Below are 16,557 nucleotides of genomic sequence, written 5' to 3'. Positions count from 1 at the left end.
AATGGGATACTACAACTGTATCTTACGGGTTATGATACATTTAGACAAAGAAGAAAACAAAAACAACGCATTTTTAAACACGACCATTACCTATCTTGAAAACAAAGGTTTTGAAAATATCAAAGCAGATGTAGCAGGCTATGAGACGCCTACATCCTTTACAAGACAAGAAACCGGAAACACCATCATACCAGATATCGTGGCCGAAAAGCGTGGCATAAAATACTTCTTTGAGGTGAGTTTAAAATCTACAAAACCTCAGCTGCTTAAAACCAAGTGGCTACTACTAGACACACTCACAAAAATGAAAGACTATCGCTTTAGAATTATCACCACAAAAGGGCATCTAAGTTTTACACGTGATATGATAGCAGATACGAACCTCAACAAAAATTATATTCGCATTTAGACAAAGACATAAAGCTTCTTTAGACTGCCTATTTCATTAATGAGATAGGCAGTTTTTATTTAACAAACATTAATCTTTTGCTAAGGATAATTATGAAAAATGATGTGTAGATTGAATAAAATTAAAACGTGAATAAAACAGTACACTCCCTTTCATTTATAATCACAAAATTCCTCCTGCTAGGGGCCATAGTACTATGTGCATCTTGTGCTGTACATCACGACTTGTATAGAGAACAAACACATAACATAACAGTTGACACCAGCCAAAATTATGTAAGTTTCTTCCAGCTAGGTAACGCTGGTGCCTATGCGCGCGGTGCAAATGAGTCATTACTAAATGGTGTAAGTAACTACATAAAAAAACATAGTAAAAAAGAAGATTACTTTTTATTTACGGGCGATAACCTACATCGCAATGACATAAAAGATACTCGCAGTAAAAAACAACTTTTACAACAACTTGAGATCACAAAAAACTTTAAGGGCACCGCACTCTTTTTACCAGGAGAACTTGAGTGGAACGAGACTGGTCTTAAGGGAATGGAAGAAATAGAAGATGCCATAGAAGACTTTTATGACGAAGAAGATCATTTTATACCGAAAAATGGTTGCCCACTAGAAACCATAGAAATTAATGACGAAGTTGAGCTCATTCTCATTAACTCACAGTGGTATATAGAAGACTGGAGTAAAGTAAAAGAGATGAACGACAAGTGTGAGCTTAAGACACGCGAGCAGTTTACTACATTACTAAGTAGCGAGATACGCAAGGCTCGTCACAAAACAATTATTATAGGGATGCACCACCCGCTCTATGCAAATGGTGTATACGGAGGCGAAATACCTGCAGAGGTTACTTATCGTCCCACGGCAGAAAACCTCTTTATCCCAGGAGTGGGAACATTTTGGTCTTTTTTACGATCACAAGGAGGATTATCAAAACAAGACAGATACAACCCACTTATGAACGAGCTTATGTCTCATATAGAGCTCGTTAGTTTTGACGCACCTAGAGTTATTATCCTCTCTTCACACGAGCGATCTATGCAATACATAGACCAGGGAGAAATAAAGCAAGTCATTGCCGGTACGGGAAGTTCTGTAAAGCCTGCAAGATTGAGTAAAAAAGGACTTTTTACGTCTACAAAACCTGGTTTTTCTGAGGTGAGACTGTATGAGGGAGGCGCATCTTCTGTTCATTTTTATGGATTACAAGATGGGGTCCTGACAGAACTATACTCAAAAACAGCTTTTCAAAAACCTAAGGATTATAACATAGACAGCCTTCCTACACGTTTTCCAAAAACGATGGTGGCATCTATTTACCCCCAAGAAAGCGTTATAAAAAGTGCTAAGTATGAAAAATTCTGGGGAAAGCATTATAGATATGTATATGGAGTGCCTGTTGAAGCTCCCGTCGCCCTGCTCGACACATTGTATGGAGGCCTCACGGTGCAACGTGCTGGTGGCGGAAATCAGACTAATGGTCTACGCCTTGAGGACAAAGAAGGGCGTGAGTATAATATGAGAGCTATTGCAAAAGATCCGCTTGCTTTTTTAAAGTCGGCGGGGTATAATGATCTTGATGCCGAAAATTATTTTGAAGATACCGTGCCCGCAACTGTAATTGAAGACTTTTATACAGCCGCGCATCCTTATGGCGCATTTGCAATACCAAGACTTGCTGGTGCTATAGATATCCCTCACACACACCCAAAACTATATTATATACCCAAGCAAAAAGCACTAGGCAACTTTAATAAAGATCACGGTAATGTGCTTTATATGATTGTAGAAAAACCTAGTGGTGACTTTAATAAGTCACATATGTTTGAATTTAGCAATGAGGTAGAAAGCACACCAGATTTATTTAAAGAACTACGAGAGGATGAGTCTAACCAGCTTAATGAGCGTATGTACATACGAGCGCGCATATTTGATATGCTCATAGGAGACTGGGATAGACACGAAGACCAGTGGCGCTGGGCCCAAGATAAGGTAGATGAGGCAGATGGTATCATAAAATATCTTGCTGTACCCAGAGATAGGGATCAGGTGTTTGCAAAATTTGACGGAGCATTTTTAGAAAAAGCACAAAAAATAATGAGCGGGATGCGACAGTTTGGTAACTATGGGGCAGACATTCCATTTATTGAGCAATTTAGCGAGAGTGCCGTAAACCTAGACAGAGCCATATTACAGCGAGCAGATCTATCGCTTTGGCTAGAGGAGGTAACTTATATTCAAGAACGCATTACAGAAGAGGTTGTGCAAAGTGCTTTTAAAGCTGCTCCAAAAGAAATCCAAGATGCTACGTGGATGGAGATACAGGAGAGTTTGCTTTCGCGAAAGCGTAATCTTCACGATATCGTACAACGCTATTATAGCCATTTAAGCAAGTTTGTATCTCTTAAAGGAACTGATAAAGATGATCACTTTATCATTGAAAACCTGACAAATGGAAATGTGCGAGTGATGGCTTATCGTATTAAGGATGGTAAGAAAGGCACACTACTCTTTGACCGAATACTGGATAAAGACGTGACAGAAAACATATGGATTTATGGCCTTGATGATAAAGATATATTTGAAGTAAACGGCTCACTTATTAGTCCTATAAAAATAGTGCTTGTAGGAGGACTAGAGAATGACACGTTTACTGTAAATGGCGGAAAAAATGTTACCATTTATGATCAAAAGTCTTATAAAAATTCGATTACAAATAAAGGGAAGGCAACTCGCCACATAGATGATATTTACGAGAATCATATTTATGACAGCGAGCGTAGACCAGATAGCGGCGGTACTTTTGGCCTTGAGGCAAATTACAATCCGGATGAGGGCTTCTCACCGCGACTTATTTTTGGAAAATCTACATTGGGCTACGAGAGGCATCCTTTTACAACAAAGATTGAGCTCGATGCCCGTTATATATCACTCACACAGGCGGTAGACGCTTCACTAGAGTGGCATAAGGCTCACCTCTTTCACGATTGGAATTTTAAAGCTTTTGGGCGTTTGACATCTGCAAATTATACAGAGAATTTTTTTGGACTCGGTAATGGTAGCTTGAACAATGCAAATAGCTTTGATGATAATAGAGTGTACACTCAATATTTACAAGGTGGGATAGGTCTATACTATACTGGTGAATATGGCTCTTCTACAGCTTTTGATCTTACTTATGAAAACACAGATCTGAGAGGTATAAATGTCACAACTCCTGCACTAGCAAGTACAGAGTATCTCTCCCTCACTGGGAAATATGAGTATGAAAGTAGAGATGATGAAGCTTTTACCACAAGAGGAATGCATTTTACAATACGTAGTAGTGTAGCAGATGAGCTTACCTCATCGCAATATGTGGGAGCCATAGATCCTAGTATAACATTCTGGAATGCTATAGATAGATCACGCAATATAGTTTTAAAAACAAGTATTGCTAGTGAGTTACGATTTGGTGATGATATTCCATTTTATAGACTTGCAAGGCTAGGTGCAAATAATGGATTGAGATCTTATAGACAAGGTCGTTTTAGAGGTGAGCAATCACTTGCTGGATCTGTAGATATAGGCTTTAAATTAAAACCCTTGCGTACCTTTTTATTTCCTTTGCGTACGCAAGGATACGTAGGTTACGATACGGGACGCGTCTGGACTAGTGGAAATGAAGATAGCACATTACACTACAGCTATGGCGGCGGATTACAATTTACTACCGCTGCAGTGCTTAAAACAGATGTACATTATTTTTACGGGCCAGAAGGAGGCAGACTAGGTTTTGGGTTATCATTAGGTTTGTAAAGGTATGCTTGAGATTAGACTAAAATAAAGGCTCCCACTTGGGAGCCTTTATTTGTTAAAGCTATTTGAGTTATAGATTTTTACAATCTAACTCCAAATCTAAAATCTATACGCATCCCGTCTTCACCAGCAAAGGCTCCTATTTGTCCAGATATGGTTTCTACCATATTTATCCAGAAACCACCTCCAAAGTCGTTGTGCCATTTCTTACTTTCTTCACCATCAACCCACACACGACCTACATCTGCTCCTCCAAAAACTCCTAGCTGTATAGGGATAAGACCTGTACTAAAACGATCAAAACTATATCTTATATCTCCAGAAGCTGCTAGTGATGACTCCCCGGTAAATCTATTAAAGCGATAGCCTCTTAATCCTGTTCTTGCTCCTAGTGAGGCTGCTTGATAAAATTCAAAGTCGTCACCTATTCTTATTTGTGATTGTACGAGTGTTTTTAAGACTAATTTCCTATTTCGCGAAAGCGCATTATAAAACCCTATTTTTGGGTTGATATATGCATACATTCTATCACCAGAGCTCAAGTTGCGCTTAGCACCTATAACTGTTTCAAACTCCATACCTCTAGTTGGGTTTGCTTGATTATCTGCACTTACATAACTGTATGAACCTTCTACACCTATAAAAGATTGCCCTCCAAAAAAGTTATCTGTATCTGGGGTAAATAGTGTAGCATCGTCTATAATACGTCCTCCTGTTTGCTCTATTTCTATACGCTCAAAGTTTGCTACAAAACGTAGTTTACTACCAAAGGTATTATCACTCTCTACACCTATGTGTGCACCAATCTCGCCATTACGTACACGGTTAAAGTCGAGTCCTAAATCGTCGTCATTATTTACTGTTTCATTTCCAAAACCAAAGAAGTTACGAGAGAATGCCTCGTTTGTAAACTTACCTCCTACTACGAGATTCCATTGTCCGAAAGCATTTGCAAAGTCGCCTTCATATTTTAAATTAAGTGACTCTGTCGCAAATGAATATGTCGCATTAAGTGTATGCCTACTGCTAAAAGGGTCATTTTTAAACCCATATGTAGAAAATACATTAGTCACGCCTATGAGAAGCCCATCATCTGGGTTAAAGCCTATGGCTGGTAATGTACTATTTGCTGTACTTTTTTTCTTGAGTGGGTCGTATGTATTAAAGTTATAGATATTTGAGTACTTCACATTTGCTCCGCTCTTTTCTTTTACGGTATTTGGCTTTGTTTTATGCTCATACACTTTAAGTCTACGTCCGTCTTTTATCTCATAAATGTCGTTGTTTTGACCACCTACAATTTTCATTTTAATAGGTCTCTTCCCTCCTCCACTTACATTAAAAACATCATCATCATCGAGACCGTAAATCCATATTTCGCTAGTCTCTTGTGATGAAATTGTTCTATCTACAAAAGGTTTTTTAACCTCTCCATCTTTTATTCTAGAGATTTGTACTCTGGTACTCTCATCACCTCTTGTAATCTCAAAGTGATCATCTTTATCTGTTCCCGTAAGAATTACGAGTGTAGAGATATAGTCATAGTAAGTCTCTGCTATATCTACAATGTTAGATCTTCTTTCTCGCAGGCTCTTTTTAATTTCATCAACTCCTAGGTTTTGCACCTCTAGAGGTAAAGCTTTAAAAGCCTCATCTATCTCTTGATCTGTTAGATTTTCTTGTAGATATGTAGCCTCACGTAGCCAGTCTTCTTTTACGGCATTTTTGAGTAGTGCGCGATCCATTTTGATACCCGCCTCATTAATCCACTTTACGTTTTCTAGATCTCCATCATAGTTTTGAAATTGTTTTACCGCTGGGATAAGCGTTTTAAGAAGACCTAAAATTGCTCCATCAAATTTTGAAAACACTTGATCTCTATCACGAGGTATAGGTCTATAAAGTTTTGTTCCTTTTGAATCAAATCGAGCCCACCTCCACTGGTCTGCGTGACGGTCCCAATCACCTATAAGCATATCAAAAATACGTGCTCTTAGGTAAGCTGCTTCATCTATCTGGTACTCCTCATCATCTCTTAAATTTTCATATACATCATCTGTACTATCTATACTGTCTGGATTACCAAAAGAGTCTACATCTGTAAAATCTTCGTCTGGTCGTTCTTCTATGAGATATAGTTCATCTCCATAATCTGCATTATACTTACCAAGAGCTTTATGCTTAGGTACATAAATTAAACGCGGATTAGTATGGTATATACCTACCGCATCAGAGAGTTGTGCCACCGCAAGTGAAGCATAAGGGTGTGCAGATGTGTAAAAATCAAGAATTAAGTCTTCTGTAAACGTATCTCTAAAATCTTCTTGAATAAAATTATCCTTAAATGCCACGCTCTGTAAGAACTGTACTGCACTCTTACGTACGGCTCTCAAGTTATAAGCGCGCCCATCTTTATCCTTAAGTCGTAAAGAGCGTGTCTGGTGCCCACCACCCTTTCTATCTACTGTAAAACCTCCCATAAGCGTGTCTAGCGTTGCAACAGGAGCGGTAACTGGCGTACCATAAACTTCTCTATAATGATCTCCCCAGAGTGACGTATGTACATCTGAGACGTCTGTATCATTTTGTTCATATACCGTTGCCATTACCGTCTCTGGATAAAACTCTGGCAGCGAGTCTAGATTAACCGGCTCGCGAGGTGGATGTACTTGTGAGGTAAATAATAATTCTGGCTCTCCTTGGTTTGCCGCATAAAATCGTACTGCCGAAGACTCGTCTTCATAAATATCTAATATTGCAAAGCCTTGACCTCCGTAAGAGAAAAGCCCATCTTCTCCCAGTGCTGCTGCAGAGTTTTTTGCCCCAGCTCCACTCACGATCTGCTTGATACCGTCCTTTTCTATATATTGTATACTATGCTCGTGACCAGATGCAAAAATTACTTTATCTGTATCTGTAGCAAGTACCGCTATACGTTTCATAAGCTCATTGTAGCGTTTATTATATCTATCTTGTATAGAAACACCACCTTGTGATCTAATCTGTGCTACAAGAGAAGCTAGCACCGGAAGCGGAAACTTACCTTGCGTAGGATATAATTGCTTATCAAAACTGAATTTACCACCGTGTACCCCATTTGTATACATAGGGTGATGCATTACAACAACTATCGTTTTCTCATTGTTCTTTTTAAACTCATTTTCTATTTCTAAAAATAGCCCCTCACGAGTACGTATGCTACAATCGTCATTTATAGTAGGATTTTCATCCCAGTCTTCTAGATACCACTGCGTGTCTATAATCATTAACTCCACATCATCACTTACCTCTTTCATCTCGATAGGGCATCCATTTTCTGGCTGAAAAGCTTCTTTATCATCTAGTGCCTTTTCGATATACTTTTCTTGACGTTTTACACCTTCTACTCCACCGGCGTACCAGTCGTGATTACCTGGTATAAAAAGTGTTTTCCCCTTAAAGTTTTCTACAGCAGCGGTTTGTATATCAAGTCTGCGCTCTGCTTCTGCGCGCTCTGGGTGATCTTTTTTAGGCAATCCAGCATCATAAATATTATCTCCCAGAAAGACTGCATAGTCATTTTCTGTATCTGCTGTATCTATTACTTTTTTGAAAGCATCAAGCGCATATGTACTACCGCCGTCTTTGTCACCACCAGCATCACCTATAAGGTAAAAGGTTTTATGTATACGCTTTCGCGAAAGCGTACTACTATCAAAATTTTGAGGCTCAGTTACTTCATTTGCATACTTAGGCGCATACGTCGCACAACCACTTAAAAAGAGGGCGAGTAAGAAGTTAAGAAAAACGTAATATTTGTTCATATGGCTATTTTTAATGTACTTTAGAAGTCTAATCGTTTACGATCACTATGACCGAATTACTGGAAAAAACTGATAACTATATCTCACAACTTTTTGATAACGAACTACCTAAGACGTGTATATATCATAATTACGTACATACTAAGAGAGTCCTTAAAAGTACCCAAGAAATTATAGATAATAGTGAAGAAAACCTTAAAGATGAAGAAAAACTCATTCTTCAACTAGGTGCACTATTGCACGATATAGGGTATGTAGACGGTACAAAAGAGCACGAAGCACGTAGTGCACAAATGGCTGAGACCTTCTTAAAAGGTGAAGGTGTAGATGATCATATCATCTCTGAAGTTAAAAAAGTAATACTCGCAACAGATATGCGAGTAGAGCCAGAAACCTACCTAGAGAAGGTGCTTAGAGATGCAGATGCATCACACTTTGCAAAAGACTACTTTCCTGAAGCTAGCGAATATTTACGCCAAGAACTTAAAATTAAAGATATAAAAGAATATACTCCAGAGGAGTGGACAAAGGCTAATATAGAGATGTTTACAGTTAAGCATAGATACTATACCACCTATGCCCAAGAAAACTGGAAACCCAAGAAAGATAGTAACCTCAATGACCTAACAAAGGCTCGTAAAAAGGCAAAAAAAGCCAAAAAGAAGGAAAAACTTAAAATGCAACTTAAAGATGCAAGCCCAGAGAAAGGTATACAGTCTATGTATCGCATCGCTTTGCGTAATCATATCAAGCTTAGTGATATTGCTGATACGAAGGCAAACATTTTACTCTCTGTAAACGCTATTGTGATCTCTCTTGCTCTTGCAAATCTTATCCCAAAACTTGAGAATGAAAGTAATGCTCACTTAATATATCCTACTGCCGTATTTGTGCTATTTGCAATGATCTCTATGGTAATGTCTATTATAGCTACTAGACCAAATGTTACTCGTGGTGAATTTGACAAAGAAGATGTGCGCCAGAAAAAGGTAAACCTACTCTTCTTTGGAAATTTTCATAAAATGAAACTTGAAGATTATGAGTGGGCTATAGGAGAAATGTTGCAAGATAAAGAGTATATATACTCTGCACTTACAAAAGATTTATACTTCTTAGGAGTCGTACTCGACAGGAAATATAAGTTGCTGCGTATGACCTATAATGTCTTTATGATAGGTATTATCATATCTGTAATCACGTTTGCAGTATTCTTTATCTATAGAGATAAAGCCGCAACAGTGGTAGAAGGCGTGGGAGATCTTACTAATATGACCTTAGGCTTTATATAAATAAAGCCTAAGATATATTATTTATGCTTTTATCTCTTCCATAAGATCTTCATAGGTATAGAAGCTCTTTTTTGCTTTTCCCTTTTTCTGAGCGTAAAGTACGTTAACGCGTAATGCCTTGAGGCCAGTAACAGCCTGTAAATCTTCTAACTTAAGTATCTCTATCTCAGATCCTAAATAATTTTTGGTCTGCAAGAATTTTATATAACGTAAGTATTCTTGTTCGTCTTCATATTGCGAGTACACGATGGTAATTTTACCAGCTTGTGTAATACGCTCTTGAGTGCCTTTTATATAAGCTTTATCTACACGTTTTTTTACAACTTCATATCTTGCGTTATAAGTACCATCTACGTCAAAACGTTTTTCGTCCATTCTATAACGTACCGATAATGAGGTGTTAAAAACTAATATCATAGAAGCAACTTCTAGTGGGTGATCCATTTTTCGCGAAAGCGAGAAATGTTCATTTTCCATCTCACACATTACTTGTAGTTGCCACAAGCGTAAATTATAGAGGTAAATTTTATTGAAGCTATCGTCTTTTGTTATAGACTCTCCCAGGTACATATTGTGCTCTACTCCATCTGTTTTAAACAATTCAAAAAAGTGTGGATACATTTTTTGAGCCGTTTTTTGCTTCTTTTCGAGTACGGCCGCCATACGCTTGTTAAGCAACATAACAGACTCATCATACTCTTTACGGTGTCGGTACACAAGCCCTAGATTATCTTCTATCTGGCTTCTATATGATGTGATGAGTGATTTAAGCTTATCACTGCGTTTTAATAAATGACTGAATAATGGGCGTATATTCTCTTTTAAAAAGTTAAGTATTTTACGCTCACTGTCTACCTCAAGTTGCTCAGTAGTTTCAATTAGAAACTCATTAAGATTAAACTCTAGTTGCTCATATATGGGTAAATTCTCAATGCTACGCGCTTCTTTTAGAATTTCTATAGCCTTATCTAGCTGTAACAAGATATCCTTTTGGGTTGCTTTATTACGTGACTCTGATGACCCTTTTATGTCAATCTGACCAAATAACGGATATACATCCTTAAAAACAACATCTCTAAACTGAACATTTGCATCTCCTTGAGCTTGCAACTTTAAGAAGCGTTTTGCCTCTTGCTCAAACTTCCAATAGACACTCTGATGTATTGAGGTACACTCATTTTGAATAATGAGTTCTATCTCATTTTCTTGCTGCTCTTTATTTCTAACTACTGCCTCTACAATGTAAGGCATTACATCTTCTAGCTTATTTGCATTAATAGTGTTAAGCTCACCTACATTAGGAGAAGCTAACTCAAAAATACCTAGTAACTTGCCCTTATACCTCACAGGGGCAAGAATCACACTCCCTATACCTTGATCTTTAAAGTTTTCATACATCTTGATGTCTGGAAAACTTTTATGATGATGGTTGATGTCTGAAACTGCAAAATACTTACCTGTCTTAAAAACGGCGTCATATGATCCTGTACAGAGTGCAGATGTACAGGTAGCCTCAGTCTCACCATAAAGGATATAGCTGTTTATTTTTTTAAGGGGTACCAGCTCAAATTTACCTTCTTGCTCATTATAGTTAGAAAAACCTATTTGGATTTCTGGTAAATTGAATATTGCCTGAAAGATTTTATGAAAATCTTCTGTAAAGTTTGTGTTCTCTTGGTCATATTGTAATAGACCAGATTTTAGGTTTGATATGGATACATCTACCGTAGCATCATATAGATTTGCAATTACAAAGCCCTTAAAAATATAACCTTGAGAAGGGAATTTTTCTTTCCACACCTCTATGTTATCAAAGTTATCTAGTAACACGGCAACATCCTCTTCTGTGATTTCTGGAGTTTCTGGCTTTTTTTCTATACCTACAAAGTCTCCGTTATATAGCATTCTATATGAACGTGTCATACCACTTGCATCTGGTATCTCGTAATAAAATGGCCTTCTAAAATCAATCTTATATCCGTAATACTGCATTAAGATAATGCTGCACCCCATTATATAATAATGGTTATCATCAAAGTTTGTTATCTCTGGAGTATACTCTTCACCTCCGCTAGCTATAATAGACTTATATCGCTTTGTAGATTGTAATACCGTCTCTTGAAATGGCATTGAGACTATTTTTATCTCATTGCCTTGTAATACTGCAGGAAAAAGATCTAAGAGTAAATTATCTATCTGCTCTTGATATTGTGATAAGTTGTCTAGATCGCTTATACCTGTTACAAGCTCTGGAAACTTTTGTGTTATTTGAGTAAGCTCTTTAATTCTATTTTGAGCCTGTAGATGATCTGTTGCTGCTTCTTGCGTGTAGTGCGCCATAAGCTTCTCCACGCTAAAACGTAGGTCCAACGGAAAATCTTGATTTTTAAATTGCATACTCGTTTTCATAACTTCTGGCTTCTATAGCCCTCTTTCTTTCTTTATTATACGCACTATTCTTATTTTTGTTACTTAAAATAATCATTTATGAAACAATTAGTAGCGATAGCCGTACTTTTCTTACTTTATTCTTGTGGGAATAATGACATTTCTCCAATACAAGGTACCGCTGCTGGAATGCCTGATGGCACTGAGCTTTACTTAGAAGAATTAGGTTCTAACAATAAACGTGTAGCTGTAGATACTGCTCTTGTAACAGCAGAAAAGTTTACTTTTCAAAAACCTATTACTGACGGTACAGGCATTTTAATCTTAAGCCAAGGAAAACCAAATAACCAACTCTTACTAGTAAAGGACGCAAAACCTCTTACTGTAGAATTGTACAAAGATAGTCTAGGCGCATCAATTGTGACAGGAAGTTTAGAAAATGAATTATTTAATTCTTACAGAAATAGCGCTAGACAGACTGCTGTAAAAAAACAACAATACATTAAAGAAATGCAAAAAGCGCAACGTGAGACAGATGGCGTAATGGTCACTCTTATGCGTGAAAAAATTTCAGACATAGACGAGCAATTTATTGTTGATAAAAAAGCCGTAGTAGAGAATAATACAGACAAGATGGTCTCAATTATAGCTCTATCTGATCTTATTAATGCAAAAGTTCTTAAGGTAGAAGAGTCTGATGCCTATTTCCAGAGCCTATCAAAAGACATACAAGATTCTCCTATAGGTGAAAGTGTAGAAAACTATATCGCACAGCTCAAATCACAACGTATTGCAAGTGCTCTGGCTAGTGTGGGTAACAAAGCTCCAGAGTTTAGCGCAAAGACTCCAGAAGGTAAAGAACTTTCCTTATCTGATGCATTAGGAAAGTACACGATCATAGACTTTTGGGCTTCTTGGTGTAGACCTTGTCGTATGGAAAACCCTAATGTTGTAAATGTATACAACCAGTATCACGATAAAGGACTTAACATTATAAGTGTATCTCTAGATAGACCAGGGCAAGATGCTAGGTGGAAAAAAGCTATTAAAGATGATAAAATGGACTGGTACCACGTCTCTAACTTAAACTACTGGCAAGACCCAATACCTAGAAGCTATGGTGTGCGTGCAATACCAGCTACATTTTTACTTGATGAGAATGGAGTTATTATCGCAAAAGACCTTAGAGGGTCTGCCCTAGGTGCAAAAATGAAAGAGCTTTTAGGCGAGAGCTAAAAGCTGTCGTCACAAAGTATTGTAAAAAATATAGTAAATATCATATAGCCTGTTTACATTTACTACTATGTTAATAGGGCTTATCTGTTTGTTTATTGTAGCACCACTGCTACCACTTTTGCCTAAATCTCACTGGACCGTTAGGTTTTTTGATTTTGTGCGATTACAAACGGCTGTTATACAAGTTATACTCATTGCCCTTGCTTTTATTTTCTGGAAGCAATTTAATGTCTTGCAAATAATTGCTATTACTGCCATTGCTGCTGTACTACTATACCAGGTCATTCTTATAAGACCATACACGCCATTTTATCACAGACGTAAGCCTAAGCAGCAATTTCACAAAGAACAACTCACGCTGGTCACAGCAAACGTTTTACAAACTAATACACATTATGATGCCTTTATAGAACTCATAAAAGAAAGCAAGCCTCATATATTTATTACGATGGAGTCAGACCAAAAGTGGGATGACGCTATCTCTATGGCATTTCCAGAGTATATACATACTGTAAAAGCTACGCTAGATAACTTTTATGGGATGCATATCTATTCTAAAATTCCCTTTAAGAGTGCAGATGTACATTATCTAGTAGAAAAGGATATTCCTTCCATACATTGTGAGATAAACTACGCAAACCAGCTATTCAATCTCATAGCAATACACCCTGCTCCACCTAGCCCTACAGAAAATGAAACGTCAAAAGAACGGGATGCAGAACTTATGCTTGTGGGTAAAAAATGTAGAGAGTCACAAGACGCTACCGTAGTATGTGGTGATCTCAATGATGTGGTATGGTCTAAAACCTCACGCCTTTTTAGTAAAATGACAGGATATCTTGACCCACGTGTAGGAAGAGGGTTGTATCCATCCTTCCACGCAAACTACTGGTTGCTTAGATTTCCGCTAGATCATTTATTTTATTCAAAGGATTTGCACGTCACCCAGATGAAGCGTTTACCACGCTTTGGTTCAGATCATTTTGCGATGTATTATAACATCGCTTTCCCGCTTGTAGATGTAGACGTTCCTAACCCTAGTATGTCAAAAGAAGAAGTTCAAGACATCAAAGAGATCATAGCAGATGGGAGGATTTCTGCCCGCATTGCAGAGCAAGAAGAGCTAGAGGCGACGAGATAGCTTTCGCGAAAGCGCACTCCTATTTTTCTTAATTTTTTTTAGAAATACCCATATTTACTAGTTAATGAAGGTTAAATGAGATAGAAATTTTAACATTTGACGGTAATTTGGTTTTAAACCAAAGAAAAAAACCTAATGGATAAAATAACAGAATCATTAAATAATCTATCAACCAAATTATGGGGATGGGTAGAAGCATTTATAAGAAACCTTCCTAATCTAGCAGTCGCTATACTTGTACTTGTGATCGCATACTTTGTATCACGCCTAGTAAACAAGTACTCACAAAAGGTAGTAAAGAAGTATGTACCGCAAAAGTCTATTACAAAACTTATAGGTAGAGCCCTTGCCGTAATCGTTGTGCTTGTAGGCTTATTTCTTGCCTTAGGCGTTCTTAATCTTGATAAAACGCTCAACACACTTATAGCTGGTGCCGGTGTATCTGGACTCGTTATAGGTCTGGCTCTACAAGGAGCGCTTGCAAATGGTATTGCAGGGATTATACTCTCCTTTAGAAAACGAGTTAATATAGGTGACTGGATTGAAACGAGTGGATATACAGGCTATGTAGAAGACATAAAACTCAATAATTTTAGCCTACGTGAACCAGATAACAATATTGTAATCATTCCTAACAAAACGATTACAGATAATCCACTAAAGAATTACTCTATCACAGACCGCGCACGTATTGTTATAGAATGTGGTGTAGGCTATGAGTCTGACCTTGAGATGGTAGAAAAGCTTACTAAAGAGACCATTAATAATACATTTGCACAAGATGGATCTAATGAGGAGGTAGAATTCTTTTACACGGCCTTTGGTGGCAGTTCTATAGACTTTGTATGTCGTTACTGGGTAGACTGTCAAAACGGAAAAGAGAAGCTCACAGCAAAGCACAAAGGGATGCTAGCTATTAAAAAAGCATTTGATGCAAATGATGTAAATATTCCATTCCCTATAAGAACGCTGCAATTTGATAACAAACTATCAATGGTAAGTGAAAGTGAATAGTTGTTATTACGCTTTCGCGAAAGCATAAAAAAACCCGTTACTATAACTAGTAACGGGTTTTAATTTTTATTATGCTTAAGACTTAAGCTCCAAAAGCCTCTGCCACCTTTGCCGAAAGTCTCTTGTACGTTCCATTATCAAGACGCTCACGTATCGCTTCAAAAGCATTAAGTGTTTCTTCTACGTCTGTAAGCGTATGTGATGCCGTAGGTATCATTCTAAGAAGTATAAGACCTTTAGGTATTACAGGGTATACAACAATAGAACAGAATACTCCGTGGTTCTCACGTAAGTCTTTTACAAGTGCCATTGCTTCTGGCACAGATCCTTTAAGATATACTGGTGTTACACAAGATTGTGTTGTACCTATATCAAAACCTCTTTCCTTAAGACCACCTTGTAATGCATTTACATTCTCCCATAACTTCTCACGAAGTTCTGGCATAGAGCGTAGCATATCTAATCTCTTAAGTGCTCCTACCACAAGTTGCATTTGCAGTGACTTTGCAAACATTTGTGAACGTAGGTTATATTTTAAGTAATCTATTATTTCTTGATCTCCAGCAATAAATGCTCCTGTAGATGCCATAGACTTTGCAAACGTTGCAAAGTATACATCTATATCATCTTGAACACCTTGCTCCTCACCTGCTCCTGCACCAGTAGCACCTAGTGTACCAAAACCGTGTGCATCGTCAACAAGTAAACGGAAGTTAAATTTTTTCTTAAGAGCAACTATTTCCTTTAGTTTTCCTTGCTCTCCACGCATACCAAACACACCTTCAGAAATCACTAAGATTCCACCACCTGTCTGTTCTGCCATTTTTGTAGCACGCTCAAGATTTTTTTCGATACTTGCCATATCGTTATGCTTGTAGGTAAAACGTTTACCCATATGCAATCTCACACCATCTATAATACAAGCGTGGGTATCTACATCATACACAATGATATCATCCTTACCTACCAGCGCGTCTATAGTAGACATAATGCCCTGATAACCAAAGTTAAGTAAGTAAGCTGCTTCCTTTTGTACAAAGGCTGCACACTCATTTTGAAGTTGCTCGTGTAGCTCTGTGTGACCAGACATCATACGAGCACCCATAGGGTAAGCAGATCCATAATCTGCAGCTGCTTGTGCATCTACTGCTCTTACTTCTGGACGATTTGCAAGACCTAAATAATCATTTACACTCCACGTGATCACTTCTTTCCCTTGAAACTTCATACGGTTAGAAATAGGCCCTTCTAACTTTGGGAATACAAAATATCCCTCTGCTACTGATGCCCATTTACCTAATGGTCCCTTATCCTTGTAAATTTTATCAAATAAATCTTTCATATGCTTGTTTTGAAAACAGGTGCAAAAGTACACAATTTTGACATTTTTACCTAACAGTAAAATCTAATAGTATGATTGCCAAAAACAAAAAACTCCTACACGAGGTAGGAGTTTAAATATACGTAATAT

At 37.7% G+C, this 16,557-nt stretch carries 9 protein-coding genes; 6 read left to right on the top strand and 3 right to left on the bottom strand.

The genetic code is table 11. The features are described 5' to 3' along the window. Positions 1-31: 31 nt before the first annotated feature. Positions 32-409: a hypothetical protein gene (locus Q0948_RS14205; protein ID WP_298354070.1), complete on the top strand. Its 378-nt coding sequence runs from the start codon at positions 32-34 to the stop codon at positions 407-409. Between the two features lie 128 nt (positions 410-537). Continuing rightward, complete coding sequence (locus Q0948_RS14200) at positions 538-4,215, top strand: hypothetical protein (protein ID WP_298354073.1); 3,678 nt, start codon at positions 538-540, stop codon at positions 4,213-4,215. A gap of 80 nt (positions 4,216-4,295) precedes the next feature. Here Q0948_RS14200 and Q0948_RS14195 read toward each other — a convergent pair whose 3' ends face one another. Further along, complete coding sequence (locus Q0948_RS14195; protein ID WP_298354076.1) at positions 4,296-8,018, bottom strand: metallophosphoesterase; 3,723 nt, start codon at positions 8,016-8,018, stop codon at positions 4,296-4,298. Between the two features lie 47 nt (positions 8,019-8,065). On the opposite strand from Q0948_RS14195, the gene Q0948_RS14190 reads away from it, so the two are divergent. Further along, complete coding sequence (locus tag Q0948_RS14190; protein ID WP_298354079.1) at positions 8,066-9,307, top strand: Pycsar system effector family protein; 1,242 nt, start codon at positions 8,066-8,068, stop codon at positions 9,305-9,307. Positions 9,308-9,328: 21 nt separating this feature from the next. On the opposite strand, the gene Q0948_RS14185 is transcribed toward Q0948_RS14190, so the two are convergent. Continuing rightward, complete coding sequence (locus tag Q0948_RS14185; RefSeq protein ID WP_298354082.1) at positions 9,329-11,716, bottom strand: GAF domain-containing protein; 2,388 nt, start codon at positions 11,714-11,716, stop codon at positions 9,329-9,331. Positions 11,717-11,794: 78 nt separating this feature from the next. Here Q0948_RS14185 and Q0948_RS14180 point away from each other — a divergent pair, with 78 nt between their 5' ends. The 3 genes from Q0948_RS14180 to Q0948_RS14170 all read left to right on the top strand — a co-directional run bounded on the left by Q0948_RS14180 (position 11,795) and on the right by Q0948_RS14170 (position 15,086). Next, positions 11,795-12,931 (top strand): TlpA disulfide reductase family protein, encoded by a 1,137-nt coding sequence (locus tag Q0948_RS14180; RefSeq protein ID WP_298354085.1) that lies wholly within the window; start codon positions 11,795-11,797, stop codon positions 12,929-12,931. A gap of 67 nt (positions 12,932-12,998) precedes the next feature. Continuing rightward, entirely contained in the window at positions 12,999-14,072 is a 1,074-nt protein-coding gene (locus Q0948_RS14175; RefSeq protein ID WP_298354088.1) for an endonuclease/exonuclease/phosphatase family protein, read from the top strand. A 135-nt stretch (positions 14,073-14,207) separates the two neighbouring features. Then, on the top strand, positions 14,208-15,086 hold the full coding sequence (locus tag Q0948_RS14170) for a mechanosensitive ion channel family protein (RefSeq protein ID WP_298354091.1): 879 nt from the start codon (positions 14,208-14,210) through the stop codon (positions 15,084-15,086). Positions 15,087-15,168: 82 nt separating this feature from the next. Here the strand turns inward: Q0948_RS14170 and Q0948_RS14165 are convergent, their stop codons facing one another. Continuing rightward, positions 15,169-16,428: an aminotransferase class I/II-fold pyridoxal phosphate-dependent enzyme gene (locus Q0948_RS14165; RefSeq protein WP_035328391.1), complete on the bottom strand. Its 1,260-nt coding sequence runs from the start codon at positions 16,426-16,428 to the stop codon at positions 15,169-15,171. Between the last annotated feature and the right edge of the window lie 129 nt (positions 16,429-16,557).

Source organism: uncultured Dokdonia sp. (genome assembly GCF_947496725.1).
Lineage (GTDB): Bacteria > Bacteroidota > Bacteroidia > Flavobacteriales > Flavobacteriaceae > Dokdonia.
The sequence above is the reverse complement of the archived record's forward strand: the minus strand, read 5'-3'. Positions and strand labels throughout refer to the sequence as shown.